This window comes from Bacillus sp. OxB-1 (genome assembly GCF_000829195.1).
Lineage (GTDB): Bacteria > Bacillota > Bacilli > Bacillales_A > Planococcaceae > Sporosarcina.
The window spans coordinates 2,716,891-2,734,673 of record NZ_AP013294.1; the positions used below are offsets into that span (position 1 = coordinate 2,716,891).

Consider the following 17,783-nt stretch of genomic DNA (forward strand, 5'->3'; position numbering starts at 1 on the left):
TCTACCGGTATAACACCCGCTGCCTCGCTTTCGCATGGCCGACATACGCCGGGAATGCCTTAACACTTTTCCGGTATTCATACAGGCTCACCTCTTCCCCGGTATCCGCCAACAGCATCTCGGGAATCATCAGCCGTCCTGCCTTCGTGACGTTCTTTGGTTCCTCATTGAAGAGGTCCATGTGCAGATGGAAGGCCTCGAAGGAATTTTCGGCGAGGATGAAGGAATACCACCCAACGCTTGCTGTCTCGAGAACGAACAGCTGGATGCGTCCGATGCCGAGCGCATTCCGTTCCGTCATCCTGTCAATCGTTGGGTCATCGTAATCGATCCCTAGAAGCATTTCGCTATCATCCTGCAGCTCCACCAATCGTTCCCTGAACGCCCAGTAAATGCTATGAGCCAGCCGGATCATGTCCGTTTCCATCGCGAGATCGAAGACTTCCCTCACCGTTACCGTCATGCCGATCCCTTCCTTTCGCTCCAGTTGATGTCGAACAGCTTTCCGGTTTCCTTGACATAAGCGACCGTCGCCGTACCGGTCGGCCCGTTCCGATGCTTGGCTACGATGATTTCGAGCAGGTTGCCATTATCACCCTCTTTGTTGTAGTAATCATCGCGGTAGAGAAAGCAGATGACGTCCGCGTCCTGCTCGATATTTCCGGAATCGCGGAGGTCGCTCATGAGCGGACGCTTGTTCAGACGGCCTTCCACCCCCCGGCTCAATTGCGACAGGCAGACGACGGGACAGCCGAATTCCTTCGCCATGTTTTTCAAGTCGTAGCTGATTTGCCCGATTTTCTCGGTTTGGTCGCCCCGCATATTATCGGGCCGGATCAACTGCAAATAATCGATATAGAGAATGGGCTTTTTATCCGGATTCGTTTTGATGATGTGCCGGGCTTTCGCCTTGATCTGCCCGACTGTCAACCCGCTGCGATCGTCGATATGGATGTCAGCCTCGCCGAGAAAACCGATCGTTTTTGTCCAGCCCGCTTTTTGCCGGTCATCGAAATGGCGATGGGGATTGCGCATCCGCAACCGGTTGTAGCCGCCAGCGGACGCGATCAGTCGCGTGACCATCGACTTGCGGCTCATTTCGAGCGAAAAGATGATCGGCAAATGCCCCGCCAGCCCGGCATGGAGCGCCAAGTGATTCAGCATATCCGTCTTCCCCATCGAAGGCCGTGCTCCGATGATCGTCAATTCGTTGTCCTGGAAACCGTTCAGCAGCTTGTCGAGATCCCGCAAACCGGTCGTGATGCCTGCCTCATCGTCCAACGGCTGGAACGGAAGCTCGAACAGGTCGATGAGGTCGTTTTTGATGGAGGCGTCTTCTTGCGGCATATGTTCGGCCTCCAAATCATCGAACGCTTTCTGGATATGTTCGATCTGCCAATCCTCCACTTGCGCCAGTTGCAGCAACCGCCGCTTTTCCCGCGCTTTCCATTCCCCGATGACGATTTCCTTGTATTCGTCAAACTGCGCCGGGTTGGCAAAGTTCTGCAGATTGGCCACATAGTTCGCGCCGCCGAGCTCGAGCGGATCAGTCATCGTCAGAATGGTGATATAGTCGACAGCCCTGTCGTCCGCTGCGAGCCGCTGCATACAGCTGAAAATCCGTTGATGTGCTGCATTTATGAAAAATGTTTCTCGCAAACCGCTGTCGCCAATCAAATAATTTTCCGTCAGCATTGTGCCAAGCAAGCTCTTTTCCGCAAGTTGCAGTCCATTCATCGGGATTCCCCCTTCCCGAAATCAAGGACGGGCGATTGATGCACGACGGTCGCCATTGGCGACTTCCCAACAGGTACTTCGTTCAGATAATTTTCGAAGTTGGTTGGTGCGAACAACGTGGACGGCCGTAAATAGTTGCGCATATGCGGATCGTTCCCCCAGTGTCCCACTTTCACGTCAATCACCGCCTTGAAGTCCTCCAGCGAATACCCTTCCGACAATCTGGCGTTGAGCATCCGTCGGGTTGATTTCGACTTCGCTCGGAATTCCTTCCCGGTCTTTGCATTCAAGTAATCGATCACTTCGAAGACGACGTCGGGACGTGTCCCGACATATTCTTTATTTAAATCTCTTTTAAGTTCTTTGGTTATTGGTAGGGACAAGTTGCCCTCTTCGCATGGGGCAAGCTGCTCCTCTCCAGCGGGTCGTTTTGCCTTGTTCGAAGGGACAGGTTGCACCGATGGAAGGGAGCAATTTGGATAGTCGATCCGGTACCATTTCGTCTTGTCCGTTTTCATCTTGTTGAAGGCGGAAGTCGAGATGACATACCCCTTCTTTTCCAGCCTGCGGATGGTCCGCTTGATCGTGTCGACCGACCAGAACGGAAACTCCTCCTGCCATTCCTCGTACGTCTTGTAAACCCATGAAAAACCGTCTTTTTGCTTCGACGCGATGAGCGAACGGAAATACAGTTGCTGTAAGACCAGCGCCTCGTTCAGGCCCATTTCTTTCGCCAATGACGGCTGGACGAACAGTGGTGATTCGTTGATCAATAGATTCATAAGGATCCCTCCGATAGATAGTTTCTTTCACTTAGTACATAGGGACCCATTCGGGAAAGGGATACAAGCTGGGGAAATAAATTCGGAGTTGACTGCGCAAGAGGTTTTGAATTTCGTTTAAAGATTCATGTTTATTCTTAAAATGGTAGAATAAAAAAAGAATGGCAAACGCCGCATGGACGCTGCCAATTTTTTATGAATTCATAATATCGATTTCTTTCACTCTTCTTCATAATATAATTATGTAAACCTGTGACATCAAATAAAAACGGCACGCCCGTTAACAAAGGCATGCCGTTCTAGTCATTTCTTCAATGAATGTTTCTTCCCTTTTACATCTGTGACGATCAGCTGCGTCTCGGTCACTTCCATGCGCTTGCCAAGGATGGTGGAGAGTTTGCTCGTCTTTTTATCGAGCAGGTTGTATTTGAAGACGCCTTTTTTATTGAAATAATAGATCGTGGAGTGGTCGTACAGCACGGAGAGGTTTTCTCCGCCCGCTTCCCGATTCAGGTTTGGTTGGTTTAGTTTTTCATCATAATGATCAAATGTCACGCGTGCATCAAAGACCAGTTCTTTCCGCTTATTGCCGAGGCCGCCCAGCGGTGTGGAGTAGAGTACAAGTGTACCGTCCTCAAATTCATCCGGACTGACTGCCCGCGGACTCCAACCATCCGTATCAGTGAAATAGATCCGATCATTCCAAATGAACAGATTGCGGAGCATCACCCTTCCGCTCGGCTCCATTATTTTCACCAATTCCTGTCCATCCGTCTTGATCTTCATCACATCAAAAGCATACGGCACTTCATCCGCTTCGGCAAATGCGCCGCTCCAGTACGGGATGTACAGCTCATCGTTGTACAGGACGAGCCGCGTATTGTCATGCAGGAAGCGGGGATCATAATCCCAATCACTTCGCGGCACCTCTACATCTCGCAGCAACACTTCCCGTTTGCCGGTTTCCTTGTTTTCCTTCATGACCGAGTAGCGGTGTTCTGTATCCCGTTCTGTGAAATAGATGAAACCCTCTTGTTCCACCGTCTTCCCTTTCGTGCTCACATACGAATGATATTTGCCCAGTTTCATCTTATCGTCCAGTGCGCGGACAAGGAATGCGGAGAACTGGGCACGTGTGACGGAATTCGACGGCATATATTTGCCATCCGATCCACCCGCGATGCGCTGTTTCGCGATTCCATTGATGTCCTGATATGCCCAGTGAGCCGGCGTGACGTCAATGAAAGTCGCTTGCTTGTCGAGCGGCAAGTCGAACGCACGGCGCAAAATCGCGGCCATTTGCGCCCGTGAAGTTTTTTCGCCGGGGCGCATATAGCCGTCGTCGCCGCGGAGGACTTCTCTTTCATTCACCGTCGCGAAGATCTGGTAGTACGGTGAATTTTTCGCCACATCCTTGAACTGGACGGACGTATTTTCCGTAAGCGGAATGTTCAAAGCCTTGATGAGCATGGCGGAAGCTTGCGCCCGGGTGATCGGCTCATTCGGCTTGAATGTGCCGTCCGGATAGCCGCCGATGATCTTGCGGTCGGATAAATACATGATTTCATTTTTCGCCCAGTGCTGATCCACATCCGAAAATGGGGTGGCCGCCTGTGCTTGGAATGGGAGGGCTGCGAATAGGAACAACAGCGCCATGAGTACTGCAGTTATTTTGCCTTCCAAGATGATAAAACCTCCTTGAATGTGGCGCTTATTTTATGACAACCAGGTTAGTGCACCCCTATAGATAACGGTTGGTTGACGGTTTTTCTTCCGGTTTGCTGCCAACCTGGTTGCTTTCCATAAAATCATTCCGGAAACACATAGGCATCCGGATTGTATTTGACGTACAGCGTAGCCGGTGCGGAAGCTTGCTCCCAACCAGCCCATTCCTGTGTCATACTACGATCTGTGAACAGTTGCGGTATATTTGTGCCGACTTCTCCATATTCACCCCAAACGAGATGGAGGTCTTTTATGAACCGCGTCGAGGGACCTTTCACTGTGATGACCTTTATCGGATTCGCTTCAATGATGTTATACGGGAACACTTTGACGTTCGGCGGGATGGTAAATGCAGTTAATTCATTTGAAAAAAATGCGCCATCGCCGATTGTCTGAATGCCGTCTGGCAAAATGACAGCTGTCAATTGATTGTGGGACAGTACGTTTTCACTAACGACTTTGATCCGGTCAGGAAATGTGAACGTCCGGAGTCGATTGCCCGCAAATGCGTATTTGCCTATCGATTGCAGTTGTTTCGGCAAGCTCGCTTCTGTCAATGTCCGCAAATGCAAAATCCTCTACGGTTTCGACGCTGGCCGGCAAGACGATTCTTGGCAGCTTGTTTGTTTCAAATACTCGGTCCCCGATTGTCTTCACTTGTTTGGGGAGGGTCAAGTTTGTAATCGCATTCGTCCGAAACGCATTGGCAGGAATCTCTGTCAGTCCGTTACCGATTGTCACTTTTTTTAATTGATTCCCTGCGAAAGCGCCTTTCCCTAGTTCCCTTACCGTTGAAGGGATGGTGACGGATTGCAGTTGATTGTACATGAACGCTTCTTTGCCAATGACTCTGATTTTCGCCGGGAATTTCAATTCCTTCCCGCCGTTCTTGCTTCCATTACCTTTATACGCATAGTTGCCGATCACCTCCAAATCTTTCGGCAGCTGAAGCGGTCTGTTGCTTTGATAGTAAATGGTTGAAAAGGCGTCGTTTCCAATTTTCCGGATTGAAGGAGGCAGTACGATTTCCTTGATATGCGGAAAATCGTAATTTTCGATGATGCCAAGTAAACTATTTCCTTCCGAAAAAGCATAGTCTCCGATTTCAGTCACTGGTAGATTATTGATTTTTGCGGGAATGACAAGTTTTGCTCTATTTTTTTTGATCGTATGGCCTGTGATGCGGATTTCTTTCTTCCCCTTCTGTTCAAAAACCGTATACAGAAATTCCCCATGTTTTTTGCTCTTCACAGTTTCAAACTGCTTCGGCAGTTTAACCGTTTTAATCGGGTTGGCTTCTACGATATTCCCATCCATTTTTTTCACAGACGCAGGAATTGTAAGTGCAGTTAATCCGTTTCTCGCAAAAGCAGATCGGCCGATTTCCTCGAGACTGGCGGGCAGGGCGATTTTTGTCAGAGAATGCCCAGCCAATGCTTCGTCCCCGATGCGTTTCAGCGTGTCCGGCAATTGCACGCTTTTGATGAACGTTTTTCGATATTCTTCGCTGTCCATCGGATCATAGGTTCCGTCAGACGCATAATCCGAACGGTCGAAAGTAAAAGCTCTGTCGACAATTTCGACGACAGGGAGCCCTTCTATCTTACTTGGGATGACGATGTTATTTTGATAGCTGCTTAATCCTGTAATATGGATTTCCTGCTTGCCGTTTTTTGCCGTGACGACTTTGTACTTCACATCACCGTACGTTTTTTCTTCTGCCGCCTGCGCCGGATGATGGAAGACTGCACTCGCCAGCATGACCATCATGAGATAAAATACTAGTTTTTTCATTGTTCGATCCCCTCCTGTTTGCCGACACTGACGGCCCGCTTTTTAGAGACGCCTGGCTGAATGGCGTCTCCCTGCTTAATCAACGACCCAACGTCCGGAGTCCGCATCCCGCTTCATATGAAACACATGCTCCGCGACGCCTTCCCGGCCATATTGATAGCGGATTTCCACTTCATTTTCCGAAACGGCAACCGTTTTCCGATAGGCGGCTTCCAAAAACAGCTCCCCTAACCGGTTTATTTCAGCAAACGCCGGTGTTTGCGGCAACGTATTGAAACCTACTAGATTGTCATACAAATACAGATCGAAATATTGCTCTGGTGTATAGTCGCCCGTCAGCTCTCCGGATAAATAATCCAGATAAATCGACTCGGAACGTTCCTCCGTTGCGACGCCGACCACTTGGCCAAAGATTTTGTGTACCGGCGTAATGGTAGCCCCCTGCACCGTTCCACTTGCCGGGAAATGGTTCAATAGAAAGTATTCCCGCGCATTCAACACCTGTTCGTAGCCCCCTGCAATCGTGATCCCCCGTTCTTCATAACGCTCCATAAGCTCCGATTGCAACGGTTTGCCGTTGATCTTCAGCTGGCCGTTTTTCAACACGACCCGATCCCCCGGAACCGCAATGACCTCGTAATAGACATCCACATAGGTCGGTAAATGGCTAGTCGTATTGGTCATCGTGCGGACAATATCGCCTGCTTCATATACTACCTCGTCGAAAAGATTCGCTTTGCGCTCGATGACGGTATGGAACGCATCAGAACTCCCCTCCAAGGAAAACGGCTCTTTATCGACATAATGCAGACCGTCCACATGATCGAAATGCGGCAACTTCGCAAACTCTTCATGCTCCACCACTGACAGCAACTGCTTTTTTTGCAGTGCTGAAATCTGTGCCAAATCATCCAGCGGATCATACGGAACACCCGGTCCTTGATCGGAAGAAAGCAGATCGGAAGAGTCCAGTGTGAAAATAAGGAACAGCGACAATGCGGGTGCTGCCACCGCGGCAAACAGCACTTGCCAGGAGAACTTTTTAGCCGGTGGCCGTAAATTTTCATGCACCCGCTGCTTGATCCGTCTTTCCTGCTCCGACGTATCGCCCATCATGTCGTCGAGCCTCTGTTTGAAATCATTCAATGGTCCACTACCTCCTCTTCTTCAAAAAATCCCTTCAGTTGCTGCTTGGCCCTGCGCAGCCGTGTTTTCACGGTATTTTCATTCAGATTCAAATAATTTGCGATGTCCGCTATCGATTGCTCATCGTAATAAAATAAGATTAAAGGTTCACGATATTTTAACGGAAGCTGGAAAAGGTTTTTTTCCAGTGAGGCCAGCCGTTCTTGTTCCAGCATAATTTCCTCTGTGCCTTTCGTCGAGGCGAAAATCGTATCAAACAGCACATCCTTTTTATGCTTCCACGAGCGCAAATAATCCTTTGCCCGATTGGCTGTCATTTTCGTTAAATACGTCTTCAATGACGCCTCATTGCGAAACTGGTCGCTCTTTTGGAAATAGGTAATGAACACTTCCTGTACAACGTCCTCGGCGGTCGACCAATTTTTCACGTATAAATAAGCGATGCGCACCAAATAGCGCGAATGCTCATCCATTATCCGATCCATCTCTTTCATTTACCAAAAACCACCCTTTTCTACGGCCACGTCATGTCCCCATCCACATAGGCAACGAATTGCTCAAACGACTTGTTCTCTGTCATCCCGAACCGGCTCACTTCATAATTGGAAGCTTTCCGATTGGCATACCCTTCGACTGTCGTAAAGCCGATCAACAGCCCGGCCTCTTTCGCCGCTGCGACCAATTGTTCATTGTATTGCCCATATGGATAGGCAAGAGAAACGGCTGCCGGCACTTGCGCCAAATTCCGCCGCAAATCCGCAACGATCTCTTCTTGCGAACTATTCAAGGCAACCCCAACCCCATTCAGAAGGGAATGCAGGTCATTTGTATGTGCTTCGAATTGAAACACATCCGCCAGCTCAATCAAATCGACAGCAGTCATAAACTGCAAAGGTCCTTCCCCATCAAAAAGTTGCGTTCCCTGTGCCCGATCCGATCGCGAGGAAATGATATGCTGCAGCGCACTGAACCCATATTGCTTCAAAATCGGATACGCATATTCCTTCGCAGATAATAAACCGTCATCGAATGTGATAAGCACCGCTTTGTCCGGTACGACAAGCCGCCCTTCCAAATAATCATAGAGCTCATGAGCCGACAGCGTCTCGAATTGTTGATCCGCCAAATACGCCATCTGTTCCTCAAACGCCTCCAACGAAATCGTGCTGACCGTCGTTTTCATCAAATCGCGCGGTAAAATATGATGGTAGACCAGCACCGGCAGCCCTTTGTCCAACACAACGGACTGCTTCTCAATGTAACCCGGCCGCTCTCCTACGGTTATGATATACCAATCCGCTTCCTCCCGCACAACCGGATAGCGATAGCCTTCCTCCAGCTGCAGGAAAACGGCGCTCTGCAAGTCGGCGTCCTCATACACCGCGGTCTTATGCAGCGTATGGACAGCAGCAAACCGCTCCGTATGTACAACCGTCAAAAGCTTCTTTTTCTCGATCACCTCCTGCCCTTTGCGGACAAACGCGGTCATATTCCCCAAGCGCAGCTCATAATACACTTCATCCTCACCCACGACCGCAACCGGCTGCCCCGCCTCCAACTCACCGATCTGTGTAAGGACGTCCCCCCTCATATAAATCGGCCGGCGCTCCTGCAGCGTCAACACCCGCTCAAACTCCCGCTCCGCGACAAACGGTTCCTCCTCCGCAGACGCGCCCCCCAATCCCTTAAAAAACGCCGACTCCACCACATTCCATTTTGTCCCAATCCACAGCATCAATACACTCAAGCACACCAGCAACAGTGCATTACTGTACATTTTTTTCATCTAATTTTCCCCCACCGCCAAGTAATCAACGTACAGACGGAGATTTTCAGGAAAAGTTTCAAAGGTTTTTGAAAAAGTTTTGGGGGGGGCGTGGCAAATGAAAATATGCTTTGATTGTAATGAATAAAAAACTCTTGTATACTATAGGTAACAGACAGGAATATTCTTGTTGCCTAAGAGTAAACTAAAAAGGACCGCCCAATGCGCTAACATTAGGCGGTCTGTAATAGCAGGTTCCCTTCAAGGGGGGATCGGCCTTGGGATTAAAATAATCCATCCATTATGAGCCGACACTCAAGGATGGATTATTTTTTGTTGTGGAATGACAGTATTGAGGCCCGCAGGATGCGGGTCATGCAGTCGTTGCGACAGGATGTCGCGTTCTTAGACTGCCTTCCTTAATACTCCAAATGTTAACATAAGCATTAGTGCTTCAGATACTGACATGCGACCACCTCCGGGCCTACAGGATGTAGGTCATGCAACCGTTGCCACAGGACGTGGCGCACTTAGGTTGCCTTCACGGGAAATGGCCGACCACCCTTGAGTCACCTATTCTATTACTCTTTCATTATACCATACATACGTTCCCCTTCCTGCATGCACCTATTAAATTTCTTACGGTTTTACAAAAACACCAAGCCCTAACACAGTTTCAAATTGTGTTAGCACCTGGTGCTCCTTCCAACAAACAGGCTCTTGTTATAAACTCCCCAACGCCTGTTCCAAATGTTCCTTTAAAGGAAGCGCTAATGTTTTGGCATACGTTGCCGTAATATGGTTGTTGTCACGATACACGATGATATTCCCGATGATTGGATGGCAAGTTGTTTGATCACAGAAATAATCCGTGAGGTCTGCGAATACTACGTTCGATGGAATGCCCTCGGTCTTCTCCCACGGCACTTCCTTCGAGACCCCCTGATCCCTTGGAATTGCGCATCGCATCGGGTCGTTATTCTTTTCTAGACAGCTCGGGATATTCTTTTTCATCCGAGGATTATCCCGTACAGCGAATATCGTTGTGATCCCCTCTAGTTCTTTCCATTGATTAATATAACCAGCCGGTATCATCTCCCGCTTATTCAACGTGGACGTGGTGAAAACCAAATCTGGCGAATCCTCTTTTAAATGCTCAATCAAATTCTCATTCCACTGTAAACAAGCCTCGGTTAAGTGACGCTCCGGGTCTTCGTTTGTAAATCGGCAGCCATCATGATTGTAGACGTCAATCCGGAAATTCAGGTCTTCCGCCAACACTTCCAATGCCGGAAACCAATGTCCCGAATGCGATCCGCCGACCAACGCTACTGTATAGCCGGGATCCGTAACGACCCCATATGAACACTTCTGTACATCGACATCATTTTTTGCGAAGCAGTTTGGATTCTCATAAAAGGAAGGAAGATCTGACTGAATATCGATGGCTGCCGGAATGGGCGCGATCCCTTTGGGGGGTTCGCTATTCTCATAGACAGCCTTCGCTCCCGGGTAATCTTTTTCGTCATAACCGGTGACCAGCGCATCGGCCTTCACCTTTTCAATATACGTCGTAATGGCTAGTATGGAACTTCCTGCCACGACCAACAGCCCACATAAGACAGCTGCGAGTTTGCCGTTCATTTGTTTTTTATCCAACTTCAAAATTGGTGCTTCCAGTAATTTTGTAGAGAGCAGCGATAAAAGAACCGTCGCCAAGATGATGACAATCCCCTCAATGAACGGAACGGTTTCTACATCTGTCACTGCCTTATAGAAAATCAAAAGCGGCCAATGCCATAAATAAATCCCATACGTCAGACCACCTAAAAACGTCAGCGGCTTGACGCTTAACAATCGATCCACACCGAATTTCGTACTATTTTCAGAAGCGATTAACACCAATAAGGCCCCGCTGATCGGGACAAGCGCCAAATAACCGGGGAACACCGTTGAGACCGGAAGCAAGAAGCCGGTTAAACAAATGATCGAGAGTCCGAGCCACCCCAGCACCGTGTTTAGCCATTTATTCAGAAATACATACGGTAAAACCAATGCCAGCATTCCGCCAACGCTAAATTCCCACATGCGCGCAAACGTATCAAAATACGCCCAAGGCTGATTCACTTTTGTTTGATACATAGAATAATAACCGATTGAACAGATGAAGACGACGAACAATGCCGATAAAAACGTTTTGCGCACTGGCGTTTTCAAGACTTTCCGGGCTAGAATATACACCGCAGTGATTAAAATGGGCCAAAGAATATAAAATTGGCCTTGTACACCCAATGACCAAAAATGTTGAAATGGACTGACCGCATGATCCCGCGCTAAATAATCCACTGCATCAAACGCCAAACGCCAGTTTTCAAAATAGAGCGTGGACGCGGCCATATGGGCAATGATCGGGTTCCATTCCGACTGAGGCAAAAACAGCAACGCCAGAATTCCAATCACGATAATGACCAATAAGGCTTGCGGGAACAGCCTTTTTGCGAGTCCCCCTACATATTCCCCGAACCGCACTCTCCCCGCTCTCTCCATTCTCGATAAAAGAGACATGGTGATCAAATAGCCGGAAAGAACAAAAAATACATCAATCCCTCCGGATACCCTCCCCAGCCAAATATGATAAATGACGATTAACACCGTCGTAATCGTGCGCAGCCCTTCAATCTCCGGGCGGTATCTTTTTTGAGTCCGCTTTAAATCTTTCATTTTTTTATTACACTCCCAGCCATCATTCTTCTAATAAGCAACGTACAGACGTAGATTTTCGGGAAAAGTTTCAATGATTTTATAAAATATTTGGAGGAATCGTATGCAGACAGCGGATCATTGACAAGCTATCAACCAATAGATATAATTATTAAAATAATATGAATATTCCAGGAGGGATTTGGGAATGAAAAATAGTTTGAAAGCAGTATTAGCAGTCGTTCTAGCAATTTCCGGTTTTTTGACCTACTCCTTGTTCACTTCCGCAGCTAGTGAAAAAGACAAAACAGATGCTTCCCTGTCCGAATCCCGGCTCGATCGGATTATTGACCAAGGGGTTATCCGTGTGGGGACACCAGGAGACTATCAACCGTTCACCTACTTGAATCCCGAAACGAAACAATATGAAGGGTATGATATCGAGGCTGCCAAATCACTTGCCAAAGAACTGGGGGTCGAAGTGGAATTCGTTGAAACGACGTGGCCTACTTTAATGGAAGATTTGCTGGCGGATAAGTTTGACATCGCCATGGGTGGTATCACTCGGAATATGGGAAGACAAATTCAGGCACAATTTTCACATGGGTACATTCCATTTGGAAAATCACCGCTGATCCGCGCAGAAGATAAAGAGAAGTTTACGAGCTTGGAAGCCATCAATCAGCCCGACGTGACAATCGGCGTGAATCCAGGTGGGACAAACCAAAAATTTGTGAACGCGCACATGACCAATGCGAATGTCATCGTCGTCCAAAATAATTTGGACATCCCGGGTAAGGTGGCCAGCGGAGAAGTGGATGTCATGATTACCGATAGTATTGAAGCCATCCACTATGCACGAGAAAACGACGTGCTGTATGCAGCTTTGACCGAAGATCCATGGGAGCCGAGCCAATTTGGCTATCTCATGCAGCAAGGTGATCAAAAGTTCCTGAATACCGTCAATTTCTGGATGGAAGAAATGGAACTGAAAGGTGTTTTTGAAGAATTGCGGAAAGATTTCGGAATCAATCCGGACAGTGAAGAAACAGCGGAATAAGCGTTCATCACAAATAAAAAGAAGAGTGGAAACCGTTCATGCAGGCGGCTTCCACTCTTCTTTATTGTATTGATTTCACTTCGGAATTTTGGTTTTTGGGTCGCGAAAACGCATTGATTAAAAAGAAGAACTATGGTATCTTTATAAAGATACACTTTAAAAATCGTTTTTATGTATATTATCCCTACTTTAATCTTACACCATGAAATCATTTTTTGTCAAGTTTTATTTTCAAAAAGGAGTGTTGGACATGAACGTGGAACTTCGCGAGGAGCAAGAACGAGTGAACAGCGTCATGGAGACGATTACGGAGCAGATCCAGAGATTGGAGGACGAAACTTCCAGACGTCGGAATGAAGTCGTGAAAATCCGCAAACATTTTTGGGATGAAGTAAAAGTGAATCTGGATACGTTCGATGATTATTTGGAGACGATCATCGGCTTACGCCAAGAAGCTCAGGCGCTGTCCGTCAATCAAAGCACCCATCGACATGCCTCAAAGAGATTAGCCTCCCTGCGGCGGATGCAAGAGATGCCCTATTTCGGACGCATCGATTTCATGGAAGAAGAAACTCCTACCGCAGAACGGATTTACATCGGCATCTCTACGCTCATGGATCCAAGCGGCGAAGACATCCTGATTTACGATTGGAGGGCCCCCATCTCGAGTATCTACTACGACTACCCGCCAGGTCCCGCCAAGTATACTACCCCAGGCGGTATCATTTACGGCACACTGGAGAGAAAATGGCAGTACCTCATCCGCGGCGGCGTGATCCAATCGATGTTCGACACGAGCCTGACAATCGGGGACGAGATTTTACAAGAAGTGCTCGGTAAAGGGACAGACACGCATATGCACAGTATCGTAGCCACCATTCAGCAGGAACAAAACCGGATCATTCGGCACGACCAGGGGCGGATGCTCATTGTGCACGGCGCTGCCGGCAGCGGGAAGACATCGGCCGCCCTGCAGCGAGTGGCTTATTTACTCTATAAAAATCGGGACGTGCTGACGGCCGATCAAATCATTCTTTTTTCACCGAATTCTTTATTTAATAGTTACGTTTCCAATGTGTTGCCCGAACTCGGCGAGGAAAATATGCAGCAGGTCACATTCCAGGAATACTTGGATCATCGGCTGGCTCGGGAGTTTCAAGTCGAGAATCCGTACGACCAATTGGAATACGTTTTGACAGCGACGGATGATCCCATCTACAGTACACGAATGGCAAGCATCCGATTCAAGGCGAGCGCCTATTTTTTCGAAGCGATCCAAGCATACCGGAAGTCGTTGGAAAAGGCTGGAATGGTATTCAGACGGATCACTTTCAGAGGCGAGACAATCGTAACCGCCAAACAAATCGCGGAACGGTTTTACAGCCGTGACACCGAACTCCGCTTTCATAGCCGACTTGAAAAACTGAAGGATTGGCTACTGAAGCAGATTGACGCTACGGAAACGCGCGAACGGGCCCATCCATGGGTACAGGAAGAAATCGAATTGCTGGGCGATGAGGAGTACGATAAAGCCTTCACCTATTTGGCGAAAAAGCGCGGCTTTCAAGGAGAGGCGGTCCATGATTATGAAATGGAGCCCGAAGCGTTAGCGCGCTACATCGTCCGCCAGAAGCTAAGGCCTGTGCGAAAACGGATCAAGGCGCTGCGGTTCATTAACATCAAGGGGATCTATAGGAATCTGTTTACAGATCCCAACCGGATCAGCCAATGGATGGACCTGGAAGCACCAGAAGAATGGCCTGCTATTTGCCAGTCAACCGTGAAAATGTTGGGCGACGGGAAATTATTTTACGAAGATGCCACCCCATTTTTATTACTAAACGAGCTGATTCAAGGCTTTCAGACGAACAGTTCCATTAAACATATACTTGTGGACGAGGCGCAAGACTATTCCCCGTTTCAATTCGAGTTTTTGAAGCGTCTCTTCCCTTCCGCCAAAATGACCGTGCTCGGTGATTTTAATCAAGCCATATTCGCCCATGCCAGTGAAATGGTTGATTTCCAAATGCTGACCAACTTATATGGGCCGGATGAAACGGTGGCGATCAACTTGACCCGCAGCTACCGATCCACGAGGCCAATCGTCGAATTCACCCGCGGTCTCGTACCGAACGGCGAACGGATTGAAGCGTTCGACCGCGATGGCGAAAAGCCCCTATTGACACAACTGGACAATCAAGCGGAATTGCATCGCTCCATCGTGTCCAAAGTGGCAGACTTGCGGGAACGGCCGTATCACACCATTGCCATCATCTGCAAATCTGCTGCGGAAAGCGCGGCTGCCTACGAATCCTTGAGCGATATCGAAGATTTGAAACTCGTGAAAAGCGGATCGGTTGAATACGAACAAGGCGTTGTCGTCATACCGGCATATTTGGCCAAAGGCATCGAATTCGACGCAGTCCTCATTTATGACGCGTCCGCGGAAAGTTACGGTGATGACAGCTTGCGCAGATTATTTTACACAGCCTGCACCCGGGCGATGCATCATTTGCACATATACAGCGTAGGCGAACCGAGCCCTTTGTTACGGTGACAGTCACCAAGACAATTCAGACACAATTCGGAATTGAGTCGAATTTGCGCAGGTGACTGTCACCAGTTCCACTGTTATAATAAATAAAAACCATTCGAACGAGGTGTCGCTCTTGATATCATCCACATATACCGCCATCATACCCAGCCTGTAACGGTCGAAAAGTCCTTTGGGGACCGTTGCAGGCTGGGCCTTACCCCAAGGAGTGATGGCAAATGAAGCCGCATCAAACCAATCGAAATCGTGCCTATTACCGGCATCACCGTGAACGAGTCATCCGTCGCAAGACGAAACTGGCGAAACAGATCGGGTGGTATTCCCGCTACTCTGGCTCTTTCGCAAAAGGGAAAATCCATTGTTCTTGCTGGATGTGTTCCCGGAAGACGAACAAGGATGGATTCCCCCATTCGCAGGCCAAGCAGCTGGCACGCTTGGACAGCCGGTTGGTCGACTATCTGGATAAGGAAAAATAATACAAAGAGGAAGCTGGCACGCAGACCGCTTCCTCTTTTTTCAATCTTACAATTCCTGACGCAATGCGTCGATGACGTCAATTTTCGTCGCTTTCCGTGCGGGGCGCCACCCGGACAGGATGGCGACGGACAAGCTGATCACAGAAGCGATGACAACGAGCTGCCATGGAATGATCGAGAACACGACACCAAGTTCTTCGAAGCTTTCTTCCCCACTTGCGGATGCCACGATGATCGGCAGCACCCAGTTGGCAATCATACTCACCCCGTAAGAAATCAAAACAGCAAGCACTGTCCCAACGAGCCCAATCCACGCACTTTCCATAAAGAACAGTCGTTGAATCAGTTTCGGATCCGCCCCGATCGCTTTCATGACTCCGATTTCGCGAGTCCGCTCCGTCACCGCCATCGTCATCGTATTGAAAATCCCAATGGACGCAATCAAGATCGCAATCGTCCCGACGAAGACAAGACCCGCCTTCAACGCTGTGAAGAAAATATCGAGCTGATCGAGTTCATCGGAGATCGAATAGACCGAATAGCCTTCGTTCCGCAATTGCTCGCTCACCACTTTGACGTTTTCTAAATCATCGGCATACACATTCGTATTCCGGTAAAATATTTCTGCGTCCTCCGCCCCGTACATTTCATATAAAAGCGGAACAATCGAGTTATCGGCAAACACTCGCTCATCCACGACCCACTCTTTCGTCGGCTCCTTCGCAATCCCGACAATCGTCAACGGGATGCCGTTTTCCAGCATCTCGCCCTCCGCGTTGCCAATGAAATACGTGAACCGCTTCCCGAGCAACTCCCCATCATATGATGCCGGCTCGGCCTCTTCCGCCGTCGATTCTTCGTACAGTTGACTCGCAAAATGATAGCCGATCACGACCTCACCTTGCTTTTCCGGAAGACGCCCTTCCGCCAAGGCGAACCCGGCTTTCTGTTCCTCCTCGAAAGAAGTGACCGTCATATTATGGTACCCTTTGTAGCCGTCCATCTGCGTCTCGTACGGCAAATCCAGTCTCCATCTCTGAATGACCGCTTTCACATGCTCCGATTTCTTCCATTCCTCCATTTTTTGTTCATCGATGTCGCCTTCATACACTTCTATTTCCGTCACAAGACGATTGTCCAGCACCTCGCTCCGAATCGTCTCATGCAGCCCAAATCCGACCGATGCGAGGACAATCAAAAATGCCGTTCCCATCGTCGCTGCGAGTACTGTCATGAAGACGCGCATCCTGTTTTTCTTCAAATGTTGACGGATGAAATCCACCTGGTCGTTAAACTGCATGGGACACACCGCCTTCCACGAGTTCCCCATCATGCATCCGGTACGTCCGGTGCGCCGATTCGGCCACTTCCTCATCGTGGGTGATGATGACGAACGTAATACCGAGCGTACGATTGAGCGACTGGATGAGCAGCAAAATGTCCTGCTCCGTCTCCGAATCGAGGCTGCCCGTCGGTTCATCCGCCAAAATAATCGGCGGATCGGTGATGAGCGCACGGGCGATGCTGACACGCTGTTGCTGGCCGCCCGATAATTCATTCGGATAATGGTCCTGGACGCCGCGAAGGCCGACATGCTGCATAAGCCGTTCCACTTTCGCCTGTCTCTCCTTCCGGTTCATCCCCTTTAACTTCAGTGGCAGCTCAACATTTTCAAATGCCGTCAATCCGGGCATGAGCTGGAAGTTTTGAAAGATGAAACCGAAATGGTCCAGCCGGAATTGGGCACTTTCGGTTTCATTGAAGGAAGACGTCTTCGTACCGTCCACATGAATCTCCCCACTATCCGGCTTCAAAAAACCGGCTAGTATATGAAGCAGCGTCGATTTCCCCGAGCCGCTCCGGCCGACGATCGAAACGATTTCCCCTTTTCTCACGTCGAATGACAAATTTTTCAACACCGGAATCCGCTGTTCCTTCCCTTTTTTTCCGATGACGAATGAATGGTTCAATTGATGGATCTGTATCAATCTCGTTCCCTCCGCTTGTTGTAGTCTCAAATGTCATTGTACAAGCCGGTTCTTAA

General features: G+C 48.8%; 15 protein-coding genes. 3 read left to right on the forward strand and 12 right to left on the reverse strand.

Annotated elements, in window-relative coordinates; all coding sequences use genetic code 11:
* Position 1 precedes the first annotated feature (1 nt).
* From OXB_RS13335 to OXB_RS13380, 10 genes are all read right to left on the reverse strand, one after another.
* Positions 2-463 (reverse strand): hypothetical protein, encoded by a 462-nt coding sequence (locus OXB_RS13335; protein WP_041074956.1) that lies wholly within the window; start codon positions 461-463, stop codon positions 2-4.
* Complete coding sequence (locus OXB_RS13340; RefSeq protein ID WP_052484035.1) at positions 460-1,737, reverse strand: replicative DNA helicase; 1,278 nt, start codon at positions 1,735-1,737, stop codon at positions 460-462. The genes OXB_RS13335 and OXB_RS13340 overlap by 4 nt, the downstream gene beginning before the upstream one ends.
* Positions 1,734-2,519 (reverse strand): conserved phage C-terminal domain-containing protein, encoded by a 786-nt coding sequence (locus OXB_RS13345; RefSeq protein ID WP_052484036.1) that lies wholly within the window; start codon positions 2,517-2,519, stop codon positions 1,734-1,736. The genes OXB_RS13340 and OXB_RS13345 overlap by 4 nt, the downstream gene beginning before the upstream one ends.
* Positions 2,520-2,822: 303 nt before the next feature.
* Positions 2,823-4,202 (reverse strand): S-layer homology domain-containing protein, encoded by a 1,380-nt coding sequence (locus OXB_RS18040; protein ID WP_052484037.1) that lies wholly within the window; start codon positions 4,200-4,202, stop codon positions 2,823-2,825.
* 125 nt (positions 4,203-4,327) lie between these two features.
* Positions 4,328-4,810 (reverse strand): leucine-rich repeat domain-containing protein, encoded by a 483-nt coding sequence (locus OXB_RS13355; RefSeq protein WP_158333715.1) that lies wholly within the window; start codon positions 4,808-4,810, stop codon positions 4,328-4,330.
* Positions 4,713-6,038 carry a leucine-rich repeat domain-containing protein gene (locus tag OXB_RS13360; RefSeq protein WP_041074959.1) on the reverse strand — a complete coding sequence of 442 codons (1,326 nt, stop codon included), beginning with the start codon at positions 6,036-6,038 and terminating at the stop codon, positions 4,713-4,715. The genes OXB_RS13355 and OXB_RS13360 overlap by 98 nt, the downstream gene beginning before the upstream one ends.
* 75 nt (positions 6,039-6,113) lie before the next feature.
* Positions 6,114-7,184, reverse strand: a complete 1,071-nt coding sequence (locus tag OXB_RS13365; RefSeq protein WP_041074961.1) for a S26 family signal peptidase — start codon at positions 7,182-7,184, stop codon at positions 6,114-6,116.
* Entirely contained in the window at positions 7,181-7,678 is a 498-nt protein-coding gene (locus OXB_RS13370) for a sigma-70 family RNA polymerase sigma factor (RefSeq protein ID WP_041074963.1), read from the reverse strand. Before OXB_RS13370 ends, OXB_RS13365 begins: the two co-directional genes overlap by 4 nt.
* Before the next feature lie 20 nt (positions 7,679-7,698).
* Positions 7,699-8,970 carry a polysaccharide deacetylase family protein gene (locus OXB_RS13375; RefSeq protein ID WP_041074965.1) on the reverse strand — a complete coding sequence of 424 codons (1,272 nt, stop codon included), beginning with the start codon at positions 8,968-8,970 and terminating at the stop codon, positions 7,699-7,701.
* A gap of 702 nt (positions 8,971-9,672) precedes the next feature.
* Positions 9,673-11,670, reverse strand: a complete 1,998-nt coding sequence (locus OXB_RS13380) for an acyltransferase family protein (RefSeq protein WP_041074966.1) — start codon at positions 11,668-11,670, stop codon at positions 9,673-9,675.
* Positions 11,671-11,857: 187 nt separating this feature from the next.
* On the opposite strand from OXB_RS13380, the gene OXB_RS13385 reads away from it, so the two are divergent.
* The 3 genes from OXB_RS13385 to OXB_RS13395 all read left to right on the forward strand — a co-directional run bounded on the left by OXB_RS13385 (position 11,858) and on the right by OXB_RS13395 (position 15,739).
* On the forward strand, positions 11,858-12,709 hold the full coding sequence (locus OXB_RS13385) for a transporter substrate-binding domain-containing protein (protein WP_052484038.1): 852 nt from the start codon (positions 11,858-11,860) through the stop codon (positions 12,707-12,709).
* Positions 12,710-12,959: 250 nt separating this feature from the next.
* On the forward strand, positions 12,960-15,266 hold the full coding sequence (helD, locus tag OXB_RS13390) for an RNA polymerase recycling motor HelD (RefSeq protein ID WP_041074967.1): 2,307 nt from the start codon (positions 12,960-12,962) through the stop codon (positions 15,264-15,266).
* Positions 15,267-15,481: 215 nt separating this feature from the next.
* A complete protein-coding gene (locus tag OXB_RS13395; protein ID WP_041074969.1) occupies positions 15,482-15,739 on the forward strand; it encodes a hypothetical protein in 258 nt (85 codons plus the stop codon).
* Positions 15,740-15,785: 46 nt separating this feature from the next.
* Here OXB_RS13395 and OXB_RS13400 read toward each other — a convergent pair whose 3' ends face one another.
* Together OXB_RS13400 and OXB_RS13405 are read right to left on the reverse strand one after the other, a co-directional pair.
* On the reverse strand, positions 15,786-17,039 hold the full coding sequence (locus OXB_RS13400; RefSeq protein WP_041074970.1) for an ABC transporter permease: 1,254 nt from the start codon (positions 17,037-17,039) through the stop codon (positions 15,786-15,788).
* A complete protein-coding gene (locus OXB_RS13405) occupies positions 17,029-17,727 on the reverse strand; it encodes an ABC transporter ATP-binding protein (RefSeq protein WP_041074971.1) in 699 nt (232 codons plus the stop codon). Before OXB_RS13405 ends, OXB_RS13400 begins: the two co-directional genes overlap by 11 nt.
* Positions 17,728-17,783 lie beyond the last annotated feature (56 nt).

What these genes read in the sequence shown, in the direction of transcription:
- OXB_RS13340 (WP_052484035.1), bottom strand. Translation starts at nt 1,737, where the DNA reads ATGAATGGACTGCAACTTGCGGAAAAGAGCTTGCTTGGCACAATGCTG.
- helD (WP_041074967.1), top strand. Translation starts at nt 12,960, where the DNA reads ATGAACGTGGAACTTCGCGAGGAGCAAGAACGAGTGAACAGCGTCATG.
- OXB_RS13385 (WP_052484038.1), top strand. Translation starts at nt 11,858, where the DNA reads ATGAAAAATAGTTTGAAAGCAGTATTAGCAGTCGTTCTAGCAATTTCC.
- OXB_RS13400 (WP_041074970.1), bottom strand. Translation starts at nt 17,039, where the DNA reads ATGCAGTTTAACGACCAGGTGGATTTCATCCGTCAACATTTGAAGAAA.
- OXB_RS13395 (WP_041074969.1), top strand. Translation starts at nt 15,482, where the DNA reads ATGAAGCCGCATCAAACCAATCGAAATCGTGCCTATTACCGGCATCAC.
- OXB_RS13345 (WP_052484036.1), bottom strand. Translation starts at nt 2,519, where the DNA reads ATGAATCTATTGATCAACGAATCACCACTGTTCGTCCAGCCGTCATTG.
- OXB_RS13370 (WP_041074963.1), bottom strand. Translation starts at nt 7,678, where the DNA reads ATGAAAGAGATGGATCGGATAATGGATGAGCATTCGCGCTATTTGGTG.
- OXB_RS13335 (WP_041074956.1), bottom strand. Translation starts at nt 463, where the DNA reads ATGACGGTAACGGTGAGGGAAGTCTTCGATCTCGCGATGGAAACGGAC.
- OXB_RS13360 (WP_041074959.1), bottom strand. Translation starts at nt 6,038, where the DNA reads ATGAAAAAACTAGTATTTTATCTCATGATGGTCATGCTGGCGAGTGCA.
- OXB_RS13375 (WP_041074965.1), bottom strand. Translation starts at nt 8,970, where the DNA reads ATGAAAAAAATGTACAGTAATGCACTGTTGCTGGTGTGCTTGAGTGTA.
- OXB_RS13380 (WP_041074966.1), bottom strand. Translation starts at nt 11,670, where the DNA reads ATGAAAGATTTAAAGCGGACTCAAAAAAGATACCGCCCGGAGATTGAA.